Source organism: Comamonas halotolerans (assembly GCF_030162935.1).
In the GTDB taxonomy this organism is placed as follows: domain Bacteria; phylum Pseudomonadota; class Gammaproteobacteria; order Burkholderiales; family Burkholderiaceae_C; genus Comamonas; species Comamonas halotolerans.
Genome location: NZ_JASAUZ010000034.1, coordinates 171,233 through 191,053, shown reverse-complemented (window position 1 = coordinate 191,053; position 19,821 = coordinate 171,233). Strand labels below are relative to the sequence as shown.

The 19,821-nt window shown below is 56.4% G+C and carries 13 protein-coding genes; 7 read left to right on the top strand and 6 right to left on the bottom strand.

The features are described 5' to 3' along the window. Nucleotides 1–144 precede the first annotated feature (144 nt). Nucleotides 145–4,155, bottom strand: a complete 4,011-nt coding sequence (gene purL, locus QEP11_RS13770; protein WP_284337212.1) for a phosphoribosylformylglycinamidine synthase — start codon at nucleotides 4,153–4,155, stop codon at nucleotides 145–147. 224 nt (nucleotides 4,156–4,379) lie between these two features. Between purL and map the strand changes: the two genes are divergently transcribed. Continuing rightward, nucleotides 4,380–5,195, top strand: coding sequence for a type I methionyl aminopeptidase (gene map / locus QEP11_RS13765; protein ID WP_284337211.1), 816 nt, complete (start codon nucleotides 4,380–4,382; stop codon nucleotides 5,193–5,195). A gap of 188 nt (nucleotides 5,196–5,383) precedes the next feature. Then, nucleotides 5,384–7,975: a [protein-PII] uridylyltransferase gene (locus tag QEP11_RS13760; RefSeq protein WP_284337210.1), complete on the top strand. Its 2,592-nt coding sequence runs from the start codon at nucleotides 5,384–5,386 to the stop codon at nucleotides 7,973–7,975. A 124-nt stretch (nucleotides 7,976–8,099) separates the two neighbouring features. On the opposite strand, the gene QEP11_RS13755 is transcribed toward QEP11_RS13760, so the two are convergent. Together QEP11_RS13755 and QEP11_RS13750 are read right to left on the bottom strand one after the other, a co-directional pair. Next, complete coding sequence (locus QEP11_RS13755) at nucleotides 8,100–8,327, bottom strand: SlyX family protein (protein WP_284337209.1); 228 nt, start codon at nucleotides 8,325–8,327, stop codon at nucleotides 8,100–8,102. Continuing rightward, nucleotides 8,324–9,520 carry an aminotransferase-like domain-containing protein gene (locus QEP11_RS13750; protein ID WP_284337208.1) on the bottom strand — a complete coding sequence of 399 codons (1,197 nt, stop codon included), beginning with the start codon at nucleotides 9,518–9,520 and terminating at the stop codon, nucleotides 8,324–8,326. Before QEP11_RS13750 ends, QEP11_RS13755 begins: the two co-directional genes overlap by 4 nt. An 834-nt stretch (nucleotides 9,521–10,354) precedes the next feature. Here QEP11_RS13750 and nth point away from each other — a divergent pair. Continuing rightward, a complete protein-coding gene (gene nth / locus QEP11_RS13745) occupies nucleotides 10,355–11,005 on the top strand; it encodes an endonuclease III (protein ID WP_284337207.1) in 651 nt (216 codons plus the stop codon). Nucleotides 11,006–11,137: 132 nt separating this feature from the next. Continuing rightward, on the top strand, nucleotides 11,138–12,670 hold the full coding sequence (locus tag QEP11_RS13740) for an SLC13 family permease (protein WP_413788733.1): 1,533 nt from the start codon (nucleotides 11,138–11,140) through the stop codon (nucleotides 12,668–12,670). Nucleotides 12,671–12,733: 63 nt separating this feature from the next. Here QEP11_RS13740 and QEP11_RS13735 read toward each other — a convergent pair whose 3' ends face one another. The 3 genes from QEP11_RS13735 to QEP11_RS13725 all read right to left on the bottom strand — a co-directional run bounded on the left by QEP11_RS13735 (nucleotide 12,734) and on the right by QEP11_RS13725 (nucleotide 15,849). Continuing rightward, a complete protein-coding gene (locus tag QEP11_RS13735) occupies nucleotides 12,734–14,257 on the bottom strand; it encodes a tripartite tricarboxylate transporter permease (protein ID WP_284337206.1) in 1,524 nt (507 codons plus the stop codon). Continuing rightward, nucleotides 14,257–14,811, bottom strand: coding sequence for a tripartite tricarboxylate transporter TctB family protein (locus QEP11_RS13730; protein WP_284337205.1), 555 nt, complete (start codon nucleotides 14,809–14,811; stop codon nucleotides 14,257–14,259). The genes QEP11_RS13735 and QEP11_RS13730 overlap by 1 nt, the downstream gene beginning before the upstream one ends. Before the next feature lie 75 nt (nucleotides 14,812–14,886). Further along, the gene (locus QEP11_RS13725; RefSeq protein WP_284337204.1) at nucleotides 14,887–15,849 is read right to left on the bottom strand and encodes a Bug family tripartite tricarboxylate transporter substrate binding protein; all 963 of its coding nucleotides are present in this window, start codon (nucleotides 15,847–15,849) and stop codon (nucleotides 14,887–14,889) included. Nucleotides 15,850–16,025: 176 nt separating this feature from the next. Here QEP11_RS13725 and QEP11_RS13720 point away from each other — a divergent pair, with 176 nt between their 5' ends. From QEP11_RS13720 to QEP11_RS13710, 3 genes are all read left to right on the top strand, one after another. After that, on the top strand, nucleotides 16,026–16,724 hold the full coding sequence (locus QEP11_RS13720) for a response regulator transcription factor (RefSeq protein WP_284337203.1): 699 nt from the start codon (nucleotides 16,026–16,028) through the stop codon (nucleotides 16,722–16,724). Then, nucleotides 16,721–18,163, top strand: coding sequence for a sensor histidine kinase (locus tag QEP11_RS13715; protein WP_284337202.1), 1,443 nt, complete (start codon nucleotides 16,721–16,723; stop codon nucleotides 18,161–18,163). The genes QEP11_RS13720 and QEP11_RS13715 overlap by 4 nt, the downstream gene beginning before the upstream one ends. Before the next feature lie 307 nt (nucleotides 18,164–18,470). Next, nucleotides 18,471–19,778, top strand: a complete 1,308-nt coding sequence (locus QEP11_RS13710) for an NAD(P)/FAD-dependent oxidoreductase (RefSeq protein ID WP_284337201.1) — start codon at nucleotides 18,471–18,473, stop codon at nucleotides 19,776–19,778. Nucleotides 19,779–19,821 lie beyond the last annotated feature (43 nt).

Here is a 19,821-nt window from a genome sequence, read left to right as displayed (position 1 = left end):
AGACAACAGGATTTGCTGCACCGGGATGACTACGCAGTGATTTGTCTAAGCGCTGCTACACATTCTGCGTATCCTTTTTAAAAAAAGCCCCAAGGTGCAAAACCTTGGGGCTTTTCCAAAAGATCAATTGCCCAGAGCCGTTGATCAACCCAGCCACTTGCGGGCATTGCGCCACACACGCATCCAGGGGCTGAACTCAGACTTGTCACCCGATGTCCAGCTCATCTGCACATTGCGGAACACGCGCTCGGGGTGGGGCATCATGGCGGTGAAGCGGCCATCAGCCGTGGTCACCGCAGTCAGCCCCCCGGCCGAGCCATTGGGGTTGAAAGGATACTGCTCCGTAGGCTGGCCAAAGTTATCTACATAACGCATTGCGCCAATTGCTTGCTCTGGATTGCCACGGAACTTGAAGTTGGCATAACCCTCTCCATGCGCCACAGCGATAGGCAAACGCGAGCCAGCCATGCCTTGCAGGAAAATGGAGGGAGAATCCAGCACTTCCACCATGCTCAGACGTGCTTCAAAGCGATTGCTCTGGTTTTGGGTGAAGCGAGGCCAGTCTTGCGCACCGGGAATGATATCGGCCAGTTCGGCAAACATCTGGCAGCCATTGCACACACCGAGGCCAAAGGTATCGCCGCGACCAAAGAACTGCTGAAACTGCTCTGACAAACGCTCATTGAACGTGATCGAGCGTGCCCAGCCAATGCCCGCGCCCAGCGTGTCACCGTAGCTGAACCCACCACAAGCCACCACACCGGAAAAGTCCTTGAGCTGCGCACGACCCGACTGCAAGTCGGTCATGTGCACGTCCACGGCCTCAAAGCCCGCTTCCGTAAAGGCGTAGGCCATTTCCACATGCGAATTCACACCCTGTTCACGCAGCACAGCCACACGGGGCTTGGCCTGCAGGTTGAGGAATGGCGCAGCCACGTTCTCTTGAGGATCGAAGGTCAGATGCACGTGCATGCCGGGGTCTTGCGGCACACCCGCCGCAGCGTGCTCGCTGTCAGCGCAAGCTGGGTTGTCACGCTGCTGTGCAATCTTCCAGCTCACGGCGTCCCACACCTGGTGCAGATCGGAAAGCGTGGCGCCAAACACCTTGTTGGCATCGCGCCAGATCTGCAGCTCGCCCTTGCCAGCATCCACGGTGGAAGAATCAGGGCGGGTTTTGCCAATGATGGTGGAGCACTGGATCAGGCCGTGCTTGCGCAGCTCATCCATCACAGCAGTGCGGTCTTCAGTGCGAATTTGCAGCACCACACCCAACTCTTCGTTGAACAGCGCGCGCAGGGTCTGCTCTTCGCGACGGCCCGCGACCTGCTTGCCCCAGTTCTTGCCTTCACCAGAATCCATGCGGCTGTCGGAGATGCCATCGCCTTCGGTGATCAGCATGTCCACATTCAGCGCCACGCCCACATGACCGGCAAAGGCCATCTCAGCCACAGTAGCCAGCAAGCCGCCATCACCCTTGTCGTGATAGGCCAGAATCTTGCCCTGCGCACGCAACGCATTCACTGCATCGACCAGCGCAATCAGGTCCTTGGCATCGTCCAGATCAGGCGTTTCATTGCCCGACTGGTTGAGCACCTGACCGATGATGGAGCCCCCCATGCGGTTCTTGCCACGGCCCAGGTCGATCAATACCAAAGACGAATCCTCGACTTCAGCGTTCAGCTGGGGCGTCAACGTGGTGCGCACATCGTCAATCGAGGCAAAGCCGGTGATCAACAAACTCACAGGCGATGTGACCTTCTTGGTCACACCGTTGTCGCTCCACTGCGTGCGCATGGACAGAGAGTCCTTGCCCACGGGAATGGAGATGTTCAAGGCGGGGCACAGCTCCATGCCCACAGCCTTCACGGTGGCGTACAGATCAGCGTCTTCACCAGGCTCACCACAAGCGGCCATCCAGTTGGCCGACATCTTGACCCTGGACAGCTCGATGGGCGCAGCCAACATGTTGGTAATGGCTTCGGCCACAGCCATGCGGCCCGATGCAGGTGCATTGATAGCTGCCAGCGGTGTGCGCTCACCCATGGCCATGGCTTCACCCTTGAAACCCTTGAAGTCCGCCAGGGTCACGGCCACGTCGGCCACAGGTACTTGCCAGGGGCCAACCATCTGGTCACGGTGTGTCAAACCACCCACAGCGCGGTCGCCAATGGTGATCAGAAAGCGTTTGGACGCTACCGTGGGATGTGCCAGCACTTCGATCACCGCCTTTTCCAGCGGCAGACCATTCAAGTCCATAGCGGGCAGCTCGCGCTTGACGGTCGCCACGTCCTTGGTCATCTTTGGTGGCTTGCCCAGCAGCACGTCCATGGGCATATTCACGGGGAACTTCTGGTCACCGGATTCGACGGCGGTGTCTTCCAAAATCAGCTCACGCTCTTCGGTAGCCACGCCAATGACGGCAAAGGGACAACGCTCGCGCTCGCAGAAAGCAGTGAACTGCGCCAGTGATTCAGGCGCAATCGCCATCACATAGCGTTCTTGCGATTCGTTGGACCAGATTTCCTTAGGCGCCAGACCTGACTCCTCCAGGTTCACTGTGCGCAAATCAAAGCGTGCACCACGGCCTGCGTCATTGGTCAACTCCGGGAAGGCATTGGACAGACCACCTGCACCCACGTCATGGATGGCCAAAATCGGGTTTTTGTCACCCTGCTCCCAGCAATGGTTGATCACCTCTTGTGCACGGCGCTCAATTTCTGGATTGCCACGCTGTACAGAATCGAAATCCAGTTCTGCCGCGTTCGTGCCCGACGCCATCGAGCTGGCAGCACCACCGCCCATGCCGATGCGCATGCCAGGGCCGCCGAGCTGGATCAGCAAAGTGCCTGCGGGAAACAGAATCTTTTTGGTCTGATCCGCATCAATCACACCCAGGCCACCAGCCAGCATGATGGGCTTGTGGTAGCCACGGGTGATGTCACCGACTTGCTGCTCGTATTCGCGGAAGTAACCGGTCAGGTTGGGACGACCAAATTCGTTGTTGAATGCCGCGCCACCCAGAGGGCCTTCAATCATGATCTGCAGCGGGCTGGCAATGTGCTCAGGCTTGCCCACTTCGCTACCCCACAGCTTGGAAACCGTGAAGCCTGTCAAACCGGCCTTGGGCTTGGAGCCGCGGCCTGTTGCTCCTTCGTCGCGGATTTCTCCACCTGCACCGGTGGAAGCACCAGGGAATGGCGAGATGGCCGTGGGGTGGTTGTGCGTTTCCACCTTCATCAGCACGTGGTTGATGGCAGATTGCTTTTGATAGCTAGGTGCGCTCACAACATCTGCATTCGCATCAAATCTCGCTACAAAGCGCTCCACTTCATGGCCTTCCATGATGGAGGCATTGTCGGCATACGCCACGATGGTGTGCTGCGGCGAAACTGCTTCGGTGTTGCGAATCATGCCGAACAGCGACTTGTCCTGCGCTACGCCATCGATGATGAAGTTGGCATTGAAGATCTTGTGACGGCAGTGCTCGGAGTTGGCCTGCGCAAACATCATCAATTCCACGTCAGTGGGGTTGCGCTTCAGGCCATTGAAGGCATTGACCAAATACTCGATCTCGTCATCAGCCAGAGCAAGGCCCCACTGCTTGTTGGCAGTTTCCAGCGCCGCACGGCCACCGCCGAGCACGTCCACAAACTCCATGGGCTGCGCCGCCAGTGTGGTGAACAACTTCTCCGCTTCAGCACGGGAGGCAAACACAGACTCGGTCATACGGTCGTGCAGCAAAGCGGCAATTTGTGCTGTCTGCTCTGTCCCCAGTTCAGGCGTACCGCCCAACAGACCAGACTTGAGCTGAATGCGGTATTCAGTGATGCGCTCCACACGGAACACTTCCAGACCACAGTTGCGAGCGATATCGGTCGCCTTGGAGGCCCATGGTGAGATTGTGCCCATACGCGGCGTCACCACCAAAGCGACTCCCTCGGAGGCACCTTCATACGGATCACCATATGCAAGCAAGGCCGCCAGACGTGCAGATTGTTCAGCAGACGGTGGGGCTTCGGTCGCAACCAGGTGCACAAAGCGGGCACTGATGCCCGTGATCTTGGGATGAATGGCGACCAGGTCGGTCAGGAGTTGCTGGGCGCGGAACGAGCTGAGCGCGTTTCCGCCCTCAAACTGAGTCAGATGCAAGGTCACGTGGCGGCCTTTTGGGCAAATTGGAGAGGCAATGCGGCACAGCGTTGCACTGTGCGGTGGCACACCTCACCCCCCAAGGTTCGAGCCCTGAGGACACCGATGGCCTGCACAGCTTGTCGCTGTGGGAGACAGCCTCCGATTGTACTGCGCTCTGCATATTCCCTTCAGGGTCGTCCCTAGGAGCAATCGGCATGGTTTGAGCACGAGTGGGATAATGTGAGGCTATGAGCATCACCATCAAAACCCCTGAAGAAATTGAGCGCATGCGCGTTGCAGGCCGATTTGCTTCAGAAGTGCTGGACTACATCACCCCCCATATCAAGCCCGGCATCACCACTGCAGAGATCGATCGCCTGGGTGCCGAATGCATGGCCAAGCAAGGCACCCGCTCCGCCACCATCGGCTATCAGCCTCCGGGATATCCGCCCTATCCGGGCCACCTGTGCACCTCACCCAACCATGTGGTCTGCCACGGCATCCCCAATGACAAGCCTTTGAAGAAGGGTGACATCATCAATGTGGACGTCACTGTGATTACCGAAGATGGCTGGTACGGCGACAACAGCCGCATGTTCCAGATCGGCCAGGGCACAATTGCGGGCAAACGCCTGGACAAACTGACCTTTGAAGCCATGTGGCTGGGTATTCAGCAGGTCAAACCGGGAGCCACGCTGGGTGACATTGGTCACGCCATCCAGACCTTTGCAGAAAAGCACAACCTTTCTGTAGTGCGCGAATACTGCGGCCACGGCATTGGCCAGAAGTTCCACGAAGAACCCCAGGTGCTGCACTACGGCAAGCCCGGTGAAGGTACCGTGCTGGAAGAAGGCATGGTCTTCACCATCGAGCCCATGCTCAACCTGGGCAAACGTGAGGTCAAGGAACTGGGCAATGATGGCTGGACCATCATCACCAAGGACCGTAGCCTGTCCGCCCAATGGGAGTTGATGATGGCCGTCACCAAGACCGGTTACGACATCCTGACCTGGTCAGACGGCTCCCCCACACCTCCCGATTTCATCAAGAGCATTCGCTGCTAATGTTTAGCTACAGCTTCTGACCGCTCAGGCAGCCTGCATTCGCACGCTGCCTTTTTCTTTGCCGCACCTGGCTTTACTTGGTGCAAACTGGCTGCCTCATGCGCTCGCACTGTTTCAGTGCGCATATTTCTTGCTTGGTTTTTATTCATCCCTATTTATCTGTCTCGTCTGACGAGTCGTATTGCGCCATGAACACCGAACTGAGCAGCCTTCGCTGCGCTTATCGCCAAGAAAAGAATGCCATCAGCGATGGTCTACGCACCCCTGCTTCCAGCACGCGCAGCATCCGCGGGGTACTGCAAAAGCTCTCACGCCTGACCGACAAGCATTTGTGCGCAATCCGCGCCACATCCGGCTTGCCCGATGAAGTTACCCTGATTGCCGTGGGTGGCTACGGACGTGATCAGCTGTTTCCAGCTTCTGACGTAGATGTCTTGCTGCTGCTGCCTGGAGCCCGCACGGATGAGCACGCTGCACTGAAAGAAGATCTGGAGCGTTTCATTGGTGCATGCTGGGATGCTGGCTTGGAAATTGGCTCCAGCGTAAGAACCATTAGCGAGTGCATTGCCGAAGCGCAAAACGACGTCACCACCCAGACCGCCATGCTCGAAGCACGTTTGATTGACGGTGACAAGGCCTTGTTTTCTGAGTTTCAAAAGCAATACCGCGCCAGCCTTAACCCGAAAGCCTTTTTTACTGCCAAAACCCTGGAACTGCGCCAACGCCACATCAAACACGAAGGCACACCCTACTCGCTGGAGCCCAACTGCAAAGAGTCTCCCGGCGGTCTGCGTGATCTACATACGATTTTGTGGGTCTCTCAAGCAGCAGGCCTTGGGCGCACCTGGCGCGAGCTTGCAGCCTCCGGAATCGCTACAGAATTTGAAGCTACCCAACTGGAACACAACGAGGCAACGCTCAGCCTTATTCGAGCCAAACTGCATGCACTGTCAGGCCGGCATGAGGATCGCCTGATTTTTGACCTGCAAACGGCAGTAGCCGAATCTTTTGGCATTCAAAGCCACACGCCTGTTGGCAAGACCAAGCCGGTGCGCGCCAGCGAGGTACTGATGCGCCGCTATTACTGGGCGGCCAAGGCCGTGATGCAACTGCAGCAAATCTTGCTGCTCAACATCCAGGAGCATCTCTACCCCAACAACGCCGAACTCAAATACATTGATGAGCGGTTTTTTGATAAGGATGGCCTGATTGAAGTGTCCAGCGACGATCTTTACCTCAAAGATCCTCAAGCGATTCTGGCCACTTTCCTGACCTATCAAAAATCCCCCGGCCTGCGCGATTTGTCTTCCCGCACACTGCGTGCGCTGTACAGTGCGCGTGATCTGATGGACTACAGCTTCCGACAGGATCCGGTCAACCGCCAGACCTTCATGCAGATTCTTCAGGCGCCTAGCGGGCAAACACACGCATTTCGCCTGATGAACGCAACATCCGTGCTAGGGCGCTATCTGTGGTCTTTCCGGCGCATCGTAGGTCAGATGCAGCACGACCTGTTTCACGTCTATACCGTGGACCAGCATACGCTGATGGTGCTGCGCAATATGCGGCGCTTTTTCATGGCCGAGCATGCGCACGAATACCCGCTGTGCTCACAGCTAGCCAGTGGCTGGGACAAGCCCTGGCTGTTATATCTGGCCAGCCTGTTTCACGATATCGGCAAAGGCCGTGGTGGAGATCATTCCGAAATTGGCGCGATTGAAGTGCGACGTTTCGCACGCCAGCACCGCATGAGCGACGACGATGCCGCGCTGGTGGAGTTTCTGGTACGTGAACACTTGCAAATGAGTACCGTGGCACAAAAGCAGGACACATCGGACCCCGAGGTGATTCGCGCGTTTGCCGAGCGTATGGGCAATGAGCGCCAGCTCACTGCACTGTACCTGCTGACTGTGGCCGATATTCGTGGCACCAGCCCCAAGGTGTGGAATGGATGGAAAGCCAAGTTGCTGGAAGACTTGTTCCACAACACCATGCGCGTTCTGGGCGGACGGGCACCTGATGCGCAATCTTTGGTGGAAGCGCGCAAACGGGATACCTTGGTGCAACTGGCGCTTTCAGCCCAGCCTCATGAATCGCACAAGGCCCTGTGGGACACACTGAGCGTGAGCTACTTCATGCGGCATGAACCCGCTGACATTGCCTGGCACACGCGCCATCTCTCGCGCCATGTGGGTAGCCCCACACCGATTGTGCGCGCCCGCCAGTCATTGGCAGGAGAAGGTGTTCAGGTCTTGGTGTATGCGCCCGATCAGACAGATCTGTTTGCCCGCATCTGCGGTTACTTTGACAAAGCCGGTCTGGCTGTAGTCGATGCGCGCATCCATACGGCACGCAATGGCTATGCACTGGACACCTTCCAGATTTCGTCAGAGCAACTGCATATGCACTACCGAGAGCTGACCACCCTGATTGAAAACGGTCTGCCTCAGGCCATCCAGAGCAAAGAACCACTGCCCGAGCCTATCAAGCGCCGCCTTTCGCGACGCGTGCGCAGCTTCCCCATGGTGCCTCGCGTCACACTCACACCTGACGAGAAAGCCCAAAACTGGTTGCTCAATATTTCCGCCAGTGACCGCGCAGGCCTGCTGTACTCCGTGGCACGTATCCTGGCAACGCATGGCTTGAGTGTGGAGCTGGCCAAAGTCTCGACGCTGGGCGAGCGTGTGGAAGACAGCTTCTTGGTACAAGGATCCAGCCTCTCCAACAACGCCAAACAACTGCAAATCGAAACGCAGTTGGTGCAGATGCTGGAAGAGTAGGCACAACAAAGAAAAGCGCTCGGCACAGATTTCAAAGCACACAAGAATCATTGCTGTCTTGTGATGCTCATCTTCTGCGTCAAGCGCCGTCCTATCTGCTTTCTACCTAAATACCGGCCAACTCTCAGTAATGCGGCGGCAACTCATCACGCAAATTGCGCGGTGCAGACTGCCCACCTTCGGGCACTTGCTGGCGTAGCTGCCGTACTTCGTTGATCAGCACATCCAGTTGCTGCTGCTGGCGGTAGATGGTCATGTTCAACTGCTCAAGCAAGTCGTCGGCATAACTGGCCTTTACCTCCAGGTCCATCACCCGCGCTTCCAGCGCTTCCAGACTTTGGGACTCGCTCATGCTGCCATCGCCTTGGCCAGTCGGGCCACACCTTCACGGATCTTGTCTTCATCAGCAGTGGCAAACGACAAGCGCAGCGTGGATGTATCAGGATGCTGGCTAAAGAAAGGCGCCCCCGGCACAAATGCCACACCTTCTTCAATCGCACGCTTGGCCAGGACATTCGCATCGGCCAGCTTACCGCCCTCGCCTGTCAGCTTCACCCACAGAAACAGACCGCCTTGTGGCTCGGTAAATGACACAGCGTGACCCAGTTCGGAGCGCAAGGCATCCATCATGGCCTTGGCACGTGCAGCGTAGACCTTGCGCACCTTGGCCAAGGTTGCAGGCATATTTCCCGCCAGCAGATATTGTGCAGCGGTAGCCTGGGCAAAAGTGCTGGTGTGCGCATCACTGAACTGCTTGCACATCACGGCCTTGCCCAGCAACTCTGCATTGGCGATCAACCAGCCAATACGCAGGCCAGGACTGAGCACCTTGGACAGCGAACCACAGTGCGCGAGCCACTCTCGGCTACCCAATACCTCGCTGGACAAAGCCAGCAGACTGGCCGGTGGCGGAGCATCGAAATACAGATCACCATAGGGATCATCCTCCACCACCAAGGTCTTGTACTGCACTGCCAGCTCCAGCACGCGCTTGCGACGCTCCAGGCTCAGTGTTGCTCCGCTGGGGTTGCCAAAGGTGGGAATCAAATAGACAAGCTTGGGCTGATGTTCGGCAATCAGTCTTTCCAGCTCTTCAACCACCACGCCGTTGCTATCTACGGGCGCACTGATGACTTCAGCACCATACAGGCGGAAACACTGGATCGTAGCCAAGAAAGTAGGGCCTTCCACAATGACTTTGTCGCCAGGGCTGATCATGCATTTACCCAGCAAGTCCAGCGCTTGCTGACTGCCGGTGGTCACAATCAGGTTCTCGGCATACACATCATTGGCACCTTTGGTGGCCATAAAAGCTGCCAATTGCTCACGCAAAGGCCCGAAACCTTCGGTTGCGCCATATTGCAGCGCCAGCCCAGCATTCTCAGCCAAGGCCTTGCTGGAAGCCTCTTGAATCCCCTGCACATCAAACATGGCGCTGTCTGGGAACCCACCTGCAAAGCTGATGATTCCAGGCTTGCCCAGCAACTTGAACAACTCACGTATGGCGGAGGTTTCAACGTTATCCAAACGTTTTGCAAAATGCATCGAAGTCCCTTTCTTTCAATTCAATACTTTGTAAATCTGTACTTCAAATTACAAAAAATCCCAATAGCCCATTCGAGCAATCAATTTCATTTTTATCAATATCTGAAACTGTGTTTCACCATGCATGAATTCATGGAATCTCAATCATCGTCACTTCAATGCTTTGCTTATTCTGTTTTTATAAATGCACCTGAAGCGGGGGCAGTCTTGTAGATGTCGAGCGGCAGGATTGGGATGCAAGATGAAAGCATGCACTGTCTTTGCCTTGCAAAGTGCAATCGATCATGCATCCTCCCTTCTCTAAAAACGTTGGCCCAACTCAGCCCGAATGGTAGCTGTTGCAAACTGACCGCTTGACGTCCCTGCTTATCACTGTGCTCCTTCCATGCAGCTCAGCACACGCTGCCTGTCACCGGCTTTTATCTCACCTTTGCGAGATGGTGCGAGAAACAACCGAAGGTGGCCGCGCAAACCCATATGGCGGCAGCCTGATGCTTACTAGAGATCGGGCCAACAATGTTGCTGCTTCACAGCATTGTGACCAATGTCACCGAAGGTTTGACCAACCACGCTGTGCAAGTTGTTGCCCCGTGCTGATCGAACATTTCCGATCATCTACAGCGCTTGCGCCACTTTCAAGCTGGTGACAGCGGAACAGCCCAAACGAGCACCAAGCAACTTGAAAAATCCCTTGCATGAGCAGCGATACTATGCCTTGAACTTCGCAGTGGCCGCATACCACGGGCACTGAGTCTGATAAGCCCGAACAAAAACTCAGCACTGACCTGAGTCAGGCAGCTTGAGAAACTGCCGCATGCCCACGCCAAGCACGCCATGAAAAAAACTGAGATTACGCCCTTCTTCGCCACCCTGCGCGAAGCCAATCCTACGCCGCAAACCGAACTGGAATACACCACGGTCTTCGAGTTGCTCACTGCCGTGCTGCTGTCAGCGCAGGCTACCGATGTGGGCGTCAACAAAGCCACCCGCAAACTCTTTCCTGTAGCCAATACACCGCAAGCGATTCTGGATCTGGGGCTGGAGGGTTTGGAGAGCTATATCAGAACCATTGGCCTGTACCGCAGCAAGGCCAAGCATCTGATGGAAACCTGCCGCATTCTGGTCGAACAGCATGGCGGCAAAGTGCCCAACACCCGCGAAGCCCTGGAAGCACTGCCCGGTGTCGGACGTAAAACGGCCAATGTGGTGCTCAATGTAGCCTTTGGTCAGCCGACCATGGCGGTCGACACTCACATTTTCCGTGTCAGCAACCGCACAGGCTTGGCACCGGGAAAAACACCACTGGAAGTCGAAAAGCAATTGCTCAAGCGTATACCCGCCGAATTTGCGGTGGACTCGCATCACTGGCTGATCTTGCTGGGCCGCTATGTCTGCCAGGCGCGCAAGCCCAAATGCTGGGAATGTCTGGTGGCGCCGCATTGCGATTTCAAGCCTAAAAGCCAGTCACCCCAAGCTAGTCAATGACCGCTCAAAATGTCATGAACTGTCTCTCATCTCTTGATGCTTGTTAAGTCTTGACCCAGAACAATAAGTGATAACCCTAGTCTCTCTACATTGTCTTTGTCACATAAACACAAAGACCAAGAAGGACTATCTATGCCAAGCACCTCAGCTTCCCCTCCCCAAGCAGCTACTGCCGCCCCTGCCAAGCTGATGCCCAAAATTGGCTTTGCTGCGGCGATTGCCGCGTTGCTGCTCGTTGTTTTCATGCCCCCGATCGCCGGGCTGCCCCAGGCAGGGCAGATGATGCTGGGCATTCTGGCCTTCGCTGTGATCGTGTGGATGACCGAAGCCCTGGATTACGCAGTCTCTGCACTGGTGATTGGTGCATTGATGATCGGCCTGCTCGCCATCAGCCCCGTCCCAGGCAAAGAAGGTGCTGACGCTGTGATGATGGGCACCAAAGCAGCGCTGCCCTATGCTTTGGGTGGCTTTAGCAATAGCGCTGTGGTGCTGGTGGCTGCGGCCTGCTTCATTGCCGCCGCCATGACGGCCACCCGTCTTGACCAGCGCATCGCACTGCAAGTGCTGTCCTATGTCCCAGCACGCGCCAAACACGTGGTCATGGGGGCCATCCTGGTTGGTTTCCTGTTGTCTTTCTTGGTGCCCAGCGCCACAGCACGGGTTGCATGTCTGATGCCCATCATGCTGGGTTTTCTGACCGCATTCGGCGCAGATCGGCGTAGCAAGTTTGCCGCCTTGGTAGTGATCACAGCGGCACAAACAGGCAGCGTCTGGAACATTGGTATCAAAACCGCAGCTGCGCAAAACATGGTGGCCATTGGCTTTATCGAGCGCCAATTTGGTGAAACCATCACCTGGGGTGACTGGTTTGTTGCCGGAGCCCCCTTCTCTGCCTGCTTGACCGTGCTGCTGTACTTCATCATGACGCACATGCTCAAGCCCGAGATGGATCACATTGAAGGTGGACGCGAAGCCGTACGCCAGCAACTGGTCGCGCTTGGAGAGATGACGCTCAACCAGTGGAAACTCTTGGCCATCACACTGATTTTGCTGGGATTTTGGGCAACTGAAGGGGTGCTGCACAACATCGACACCACCTCCTCCACCATCGTCGCGATTGCCTTGATGCTGATGCCCCGCATTGGCGTAATGAGCTGGAAAGAGTCACAAAAGGGCTTTCCCTGGGGAACTGTCGTGCTGTTTGCCATCGGCATTGCAATGGGCTCAGCTTTGCTCAAAACCGAGGCTGCTCCATGGCTGGCGCAACTGATTGTTAACCATCTGGGGCTGGCCAACGCCACCGCATTTGCCATCCTGATGCTGCTGTCGCTTTTCCTGATCGTTATTCACCTGGGTTTTGCCAGCGCTACGGGTCTGGCATCAACCATGATTCCCATCATCATCAGCGTGCTTCAGGCTGTGGAAACTCCGGGCATCAACCCCATCGGCATGACCATGCTGCTGCAGTTTGTGGTCAGCTTTGGCTTCATCCTGCCTGTAAACTCACCCCAAGGCATGCTGGCCTACGGCACCGACACCTTTGATATCAAAGATTATGTGCGCACCGGCTTTGTGCTGACACTTGCAGCCACAGCGCTATTGGTCATCTTTGCACTGACCTATTGGCCCATGATGGGCTACATGACGCTACCCACTGCAGGTTGATTACCATGGCCTGAAACAAAAAAAGCCCCGTTTGTCGGGGCTTTTTTCAAGAGTCACCCAATGCTACAGCGTGACTTCCGGCCCTAATCGGGCAGCCCGCTTTTGCGACAAACTCTGTAAAACGCGTGGCACGATCAACACCAGCAGCACAATCACCACCAATGTCAGAGACATAGGACGCTGCAGGAAGATCCAGAAGCTGCCCTCGCCAATCGCAACGGCATTGCGCATCTGTGCTTCCGCCAATGGGCCCAGGATCATGCCGACCACCACTGGTGCCGTAGGGAAGTCAAAACGTCGCATCACTACGCCCAGCAGACCAATTGCATACAGCAAAAACAGGTCAAATGTGCTTTGACGCATGCCGTAAGCACCTACCGTGGCAAAAATCAAAATACCGGCATACAGGTAAGGCCGAGGAATCTTGAGCAGCTTCACCCACAGACCCACCATCGGCAAATTCAACACCAGCAGCATCAAATTGCCGATATACAGCGAAGCAATCAAGGCCCATACCAAGGCCCCGGCACTGCTGAACAATTGCGGCCCTGGGTTGATGCCATAGTTCTGAAAAGCACCCAGCAATACTGCCGTGGTGTTACTTGTGGGAATACCCAAGGTCAGCAACGGAATCAACGCTGCCGTCACCGTCGCGTTGTTGGCAGCTTCAGGTCCCGCCACCCCCTCGATAGCCCCTTTCTTCCCAAATTCGGCCTTGTCTTCACCTTTGGCAAGTTTTTTCTCAGTGGCATAGCTCAAGAATGTTGGTATCTCCGTACCACCTGCGGGAATACAGCCAAACGGCGTGCCAATGACCGTCCCGCGCAACCAGGCCGGCAACGAGCGCTTCCAGTCCCGTCGGGTCATATGCACCCGCGTGACTTTGTTTTGCGTCTCCACCACCTTGCCTTCATACAAAGCGGCATACAGCACTTCGGCCACCGCAAACAGGCCGACTGCAACCAGAACGATGTCGATACCGTCCATCAACTCCATCTTGCCGCCGGTGTAGCGAGCTGCACCAGAAATCTGGTCCATGCCGATGCATCCCAGGGCCAGGCCAATGAACAGCGCCGTCATACCGCGCAGACTGCTCTGACCCAGCACTGCGCTCACTGTCGTGAATGCCAGCACCATCAACATGAAATATTCCGGCGGCCCCAGGCGCACCGCGAAATCAGCCACCGATGGTGCAAACAAAGTCACCACCACCGTTGCTACTGTGCCAGCTACAAACGAGCCAATTGCAGAAGTAGCCAAGGCTGCGCCTGCCCGCCCGCTCTTGGCCATTTTGTTGCCTTCCATGGCCGTGACCATACTTGCCGTCTCGCCCGGTGTATTCAGCAAGATAGAAGTGGTGGAGCCCCCGTACATGGCCCCGTAATAAATGCCGGCAAAGAAGATCATGGAGGCGGTGATTTCCACCTTGGCCGTGATCGGCAACAGCATCGCCACCGCCACCGCAGGGCCAATTCCTGGCAACACCCCCACAGCGGTACCCAAAGCACAACCCAGCAAGGCCCACAGCAGGTTGACCGGCGTGGCAGCTACAGCGAAACCCTGCATCAAAGCGTCAAAGAGCTCCATTACAGCCACCCCGTTTCCGTCAGACCTGGCAAGTTAATAGCCAGAAATTGCGTGAAAGCCCAAAACACTGGCGCTGAGATCAGCAAGCCAATGGACACATCCTTGAGCAACGACTTGCCGCTCAAGGTGTTGGCTTGTCCTTGGGCACGGCGCAAACCTTGCACGGCCAAAACAAAGCACAAGGTGCAACTGACGACAAAGCCAAGATGTTCAATCAGGGACGCATTGAGCAGCAAACCAGCAGACACCCATACAAAGGGTCCAATATCCGCATGCTGGCTGCCGCTGGGCGGCGCTGCATGGCGAAAACCGCCCGAGAGCGCCTCCCACACCAGCCAGATACCACAAATGGCCAGAACCACCGTGCACATCCACGGCAAGAAGTTGGGTCCAGCACCACCGTAACCCGCATCGCCGGCAATCATTGCGGCGCCTACGCCCATGACCACCGCCACACCAATCACCGCCACACCCACAGCGGCTTGCCAGCGCGCAGGTGGCGCGCTGATATTGAACTCGGCATCTGGCGGCGAGGAATCAAAGCTCTCAGACATGCAGAGCTCCTTTACGAATTAAACAAGGTCCATCAATTGCACACCCCACAAACGCTGTTGTGAGGTGTTCGAGGATCACACCATGCCTGCGCGGGTCATGGTGTCTTGCAAGGTCTCGAACTCCTTGTCAACAAAGCTTGCAAAAGCATCACCAGCCAGCCATGCGGGCATCCAGTCGTTCTTTTTCAGCGCTTCCTGCCAGGCAGCACTCTGGGTGGCTTTTTCCAGCTTGGCGACCAGTTCGTCGCGCTGCGCCCTGTTCAAACCCGGAGCACCATAAACGCCGCGCCAGTTGCCAATTTCCACATCAATACCCTGCTCTTTGAGCGTAGGAATGTCGACACCAGCCAGACGTTGTGCAGACGTCACGCCAATGGGCTTCATCTTGCCGCTGGAAATGTATTCCGCGAACTCGCTCAGGCCACTGCCTCCCACTGTGACATTGCCACCCAGGATGGCAGAAATAGCCTCTCCGCCCCCTCGGAATGCCACGTAATTGATCTTGGCGGGATCAACGCCTACTGCTTTTGCAATCATGGCAGCAGCGATATGCTCGGTCGAGCCTCTGGAGCCGCCGCCCCATTTCACACTGCCAGGGTCCTTTTTCAGTTGCGTGACCACGTCTGCCATGCTCTTGAAAGGCGAGTTGGTGGGCAAAACAAACACGTTGTATTCACTGGTGATTCGTGCCAAAGGTGTGACCTGCTTGAGCGTCACAGGAGGCTTGCCGGAGATGATGCCGCCCAGCATTACGGCACCCATCACCATCAGGGCATTGGGATCGTTCTTGCTACCGTTGACAAACTGCGCCAGTCCAATCGCGCCAGCAGCGCCGCCCTTGTTGTCGTAAGTGACTGATGAAGCCACGCCGGCATCTTGCAAAGCCTTGCCCAATGCACGGCCTGTGGTGTCCCAGCCGCCTCCGGGATTGGCTGGCAGCATCATTTTCATGGCTGTTGCTTGCGCCCAGCCTGTATGTGGCAGCAAACCCGCTGCTGCCATGGCGGCCATGCTCTTCAAAAAGGTATCGCGTCGCATTGTTTTGTCTCCTGTGTTGCTATGAAATGTCAGGATGGGCGGTGCACATCACAATCTGCACCACTGGCAACCATGATGCGGCGCAGTCCTGTCAAATGGCTGTCTGTAAAAGCTGGTGAAAACCCGAGGCAAATCTCTGCGCAATGCCGCATGACGCAGTGCTAACGTGTGCATCTATGCACATTCTTTTGGTTGAAGATGACAATGCCATGCGTGCCAGCCTGGAGCGCGCGCTGACACGCCGCGGCATCAGGGTGAGCCTGTGCGCCGATGGTCATCAGGCTGCACAGCGCTGGCAAGAGCTGCAACCGGATGCCGTCGTGCTGGATCTGAGTCTGCCTGGAATGGATGGTCTGCAAGTGCTGGAGCAAATGCGCAGCCAAAAATCCACCACACCAGTGCTGATCCTCACGGCCCGCAGCACTGTGGGTGACCGTGTACTGGGACTCAATGCCGGAGCCGACGACTATCTGCCCAAGCCCTTTGATCTGGATGAACTGGAAGCACGCCTGCGGGCTCTGGTGCGCCGAGCGCCGAGCACACAAGCCAGCCCGAACGAGAGCCAGGATACGGTGCTAGGTCATTTGCGACTGGATCGCAGCAGCGGGGCTATCTACCATCTTGGTGAAACCATGGATTTCACGCCACGCGAACGTGCACTCATGCAGGCCTTGCTTGCCCGGCCCGGGCAGGCTCTGGCCAAAGAGCGGCTGTATGAGCTGGTATTTCCAGGCGAAGTTGATGTGAAGTACGAAGCCATTGAAGTTGTGGTCTATCGCCTGCGCAAAAAACTGGCTGGCACAGGCGTGGATCTGGTGACACTGCGTGGTCTGGGTTATCTGCTCAAACCTGCGGCCTCACAGCTCACGCCATGAGTCTGCACACACCACTCCGCACATGGTCACTGCGCAAGCAGTTGCTGGCCGGCATTTTGTTGCCCGTCACAACTTGCATCGCGCTCAACATCTGGTGGGACTACCGATCATCCCTGGAGGTGCTTCACACCGCCTATGACCGCAGCCTGCTGGCATCCGCCAAAACCATCAGCGAACAACTGACCGTGGATGGCTACGACGAGCACGCGCATATTGAAGCCACGGTTCCCTACTCTGCGCTGGAGGCTTTCGAAGCCGATACGCAAACACGTATGTATTACCGCGTCTCCACTATGGATGGTGGCTTGATCTCCGGTTTTGAAGACCTGCCGACATGGAATGGAAAAATTCCGGCGCAACCACCTTATGCGGCATTGGTAGATTTTTATGACAGCACCTACCGTGAGCAACCTGTGCGCATTGCAGCATTGCTGCAACCCGTTGCCAGTGCTACCGGCCGGGGCATGGCAGTCATTCAGGTGGCTGAGACTTTGCAACTGCGCCGCATGCCTGCCTGGCGGTTGCTGCGTGAAACCATCTGGCAGCATGGGGTGCTGTTGCTGCTGATCACCGCCACGGTTTTGATCGTGGTTCAACGCGTCACACGCCCGGTTCGCAACGTTGGCAATGCCATAGGCCAGCGTCCCAGCAATGATTTGCGACCGTTTCAACTCAGCGCAGTGCCACGCGAGTTGCAGCCCTTGGTCGATGGCATGAACCGTGTCATGGAGCGTCTGCGTCTGCTGCTTTCACACCAGAAACGCTTTGTACGCGATACCGCCCACCAGTTGCGCACCCCGTTGGCGGTACTCAAGGTGCAGGTTCAATCGGCACGCCGTGGTGATCTGCCAGCCGAAGAAGCCCTGCAGGAAATCGAGGCTACCGTGGATCGTGCCACTGATCTGGCCAACCAGATGCTGTCGCTGGCCAAAGTTGAGCAGCTTCGCCAGCAGGAAGCACCTATCACGTACTGGGATGCCGTGGTACGTGAAGTGGCACTTGATCTGGCACCGCTGATTGCTGAAAAAATGCTGGACTTTGAATTACAGGCGGACACACCGGTGCAGGTCAAAGCCCACGAATGGATGCTGAGTGAACTGGTGCGTAATCTGCTGCACAATGCCATTCGCCATACGCCACTTGGCAGTGCCTTGCTGGTGGTGTTGAATATGGATGCCAGCCAGCGGCAAGCGCAACTGCGCATCACAGACCAGGGACCTGGCTTGTCCGACGAGCTGCAGCAGCGCCTCTATCAACCGTTTTCTGCAGGTGACAGCCTGCATGGTTCGGGCTTGGGACTGGCGATTTGCCAGGAAATAGTGCAAGCGCTCGGCGGCCAGCTTGAGCTGCGTAACTGCCGCGCATCCACAGGCACCGTAGGCCTACAAGCCATCAGCACGCTGCCTGTACCCGCAACAACCACCAACCAGCCACACTAATACTCAACACGATGTTTGAGTTGCTGCAGAGCTGGCGTTTGAACGCATTTCTAAAACAGCCCAATACCCAGAAAAATTTTATGGACTTCCACGAGCAATTGCACCCCAAAAGATGTACCAAGCACGCCTGCTTGCACCAATGTTCAATTTGCAGCTATGCATTGGGTAGCACTCTCATGTAAGACATAAAATCAAAGAAAAGCCAATGAACATCAACAAGTAGCGCTATCAAAAAAAGGAACCACAATCAGCGCTTTGCACAACTGCAAAGCCACAAGAAATTTCACACAACAGGCAAGGAATCAGAATGGGTGATCAAACACAGATCCAAGCAGCTCGCGTGCTGATCGTGGGCGGCGGTGTCGCAGGACTGGAGATCGCTTCAGCGCTCGGCAAACTCGGTGATGCCAACATTGCCTCCGTCACCTTGGTGGATGCTGACTCTGCCCATGTCTGGAAGCCCATGCTGCACACCATTGCCGCTGGCACCCGAGATTTGGCCCAACAGCAGACCACTTATCTGGCCCAAGCCACTGATGCGCACTTTGCTTACCAGCCTGGGGCAATGGCAGGCCTGGACCGCACTGCCAAAACCATCACCCTCGACCCCATCATGTCCGAGGATGGCCGTGAAGTCGTGCCTGCACGCCAGATTGGCTACGACAAGCTGGTAATTGCAGTGGGCAGTGGTGCCAATGACTTTGGCACACCCGGTGTGCTTGAGCATTGCTACATGATCGACTCGCGCCGCAAAGCCGATGACTTCAACAGAGAAATCCGGTTGCGCATGCTGCGTGGCATGACCGAAGGTGAAACCCTGCAAGTGGCCATTGTGGGGGCTGGAGCCACCGGTGTCGAACTGGCTGCCGAGCTGGTGCAATTGTCCGAAAGCGCCGAAGCCTATGGCGCCTTGGGCAAGGCAGCCAAATTCCAGATTGTGCTGATTGAAGCGGGCGCGCGCATCCTGCCAGGCTTTCCTGAAGAAATTTCACAAGCCACGCAACAGCGCCTGGAAAAACTGGGTGTTCGCGTTCTGGTGAACCGCAAGGTGCAGGCTGCACGTGCAGATGGCTTGATATTGGATGGTGAAGAGCTGGTGCCAGCAGGTCTGAGCGTGTGGGCTGCCGGCGTGAAAGCACCCAACTTTTTATCCACATTGGGCCTGCCAACCACACGTGGCAACCAGCTGATCGTCAATGAAGATCTGCAAACCGCTGACCCAGACATCTACGCTGTGGGAGATTGCGCCAGCTACACCCTGCCCGGTCAAAAGCAGCCACTGCCACCAACTGCCCAGGTGGCGCACCAGCAGGCACGCTATCTGATTGAGCTGCTACCCAAAGTGCTTGCCAGCCGCCAGACCTATGCAGGCAAAGGCTTCGCTTACCGAGATTTTGGTGCGCTGGTATCACTGGCCCATTACGATGCCTACGGCTCACTGGGCAAATTTGGTCTGTTTAACGGTGGTTTGATTCGCGGTCGCTTGGCCATGCTCAGTCATATCTGGCTGTATCGCTCGCACCAGGCACGCCTGTACGGATTTTGGCGGGGTGGTTTGCTGTGGCTGGTGGATTTGATGAACGCACGCCTGCGCCCCACGATCCGGCTGGATTGAGGCTATCACGGTGGCAAAAAAAGCGTGCCTTGTGGCACGCTTT

Bases quoted from the DNA above. Each gene is read 5' to 3' on its own strand.
- QEP11_RS13755 (WP_284337209.1), bottom strand. From the start codon at position 8,327: ATGAGCGAGTCCCAAAGTCTGGAAGCGCTGGAAGCGCGGGTGATGGAC.
- QEP11_RS13750 (WP_284337208.1), bottom strand. From the start codon at position 9,520: ATGCATTTTGCAAAACGTTTGGATAACGTTGAAACCTCCGCCATACGT.
- QEP11_RS13735 (WP_284337206.1), bottom strand. From the start codon at position 14,257: ATGGAGCTCTTTGACGCTTTGATGCAGGGTTTCGCTGTAGCTGCCACG.
- QEP11_RS13740 (WP_413788733.1), top strand. From the start codon at position 11,138: ATGCCAAGCACCTCAGCTTCCCCTCCCCAAGCAGCTACTGCCGCCCCT.
- QEP11_RS13720 (WP_284337203.1), top strand. From the start codon at position 16,026: ATGCACATTCTTTTGGTTGAAGATGACAATGCCATGCGTGCCAGCCTG.
- map (WP_284337211.1), top strand. From the start codon at position 4,380: ATGAGCATCACCATCAAAACCCCTGAAGAAATTGAGCGCATGCGCGTT.
- QEP11_RS13710 (WP_284337201.1), top strand. From the start codon at position 18,471: ATGGGTGATCAAACACAGATCCAAGCAGCTCGCGTGCTGATCGTGGGC.
- QEP11_RS13730 (WP_284337205.1), bottom strand. From the start codon at position 14,811: ATGTCTGAGAGCTTTGATTCCTCGCCGCCAGATGCCGAGTTCAATATC.
- QEP11_RS13715 (WP_284337202.1), top strand. From the start codon at position 16,721: ATGAGTCTGCACACACCACTCCGCACATGGTCACTGCGCAAGCAGTTG.
- QEP11_RS13760 (WP_284337210.1), top strand. From the start codon at position 5,384: ATGAACACCGAACTGAGCAGCCTTCGCTGCGCTTATCGCCAAGAAAAG.
- nth (WP_284337207.1), top strand. From the start codon at position 10,355: ATGAAAAAAACTGAGATTACGCCCTTCTTCGCCACCCTGCGCGAAGCC.
- QEP11_RS13725 (WP_284337204.1), bottom strand. From the start codon at position 15,849: ATGCGACGCGATACCTTTTTGAAGAGCATGGCCGCCATGGCAGCAGCG.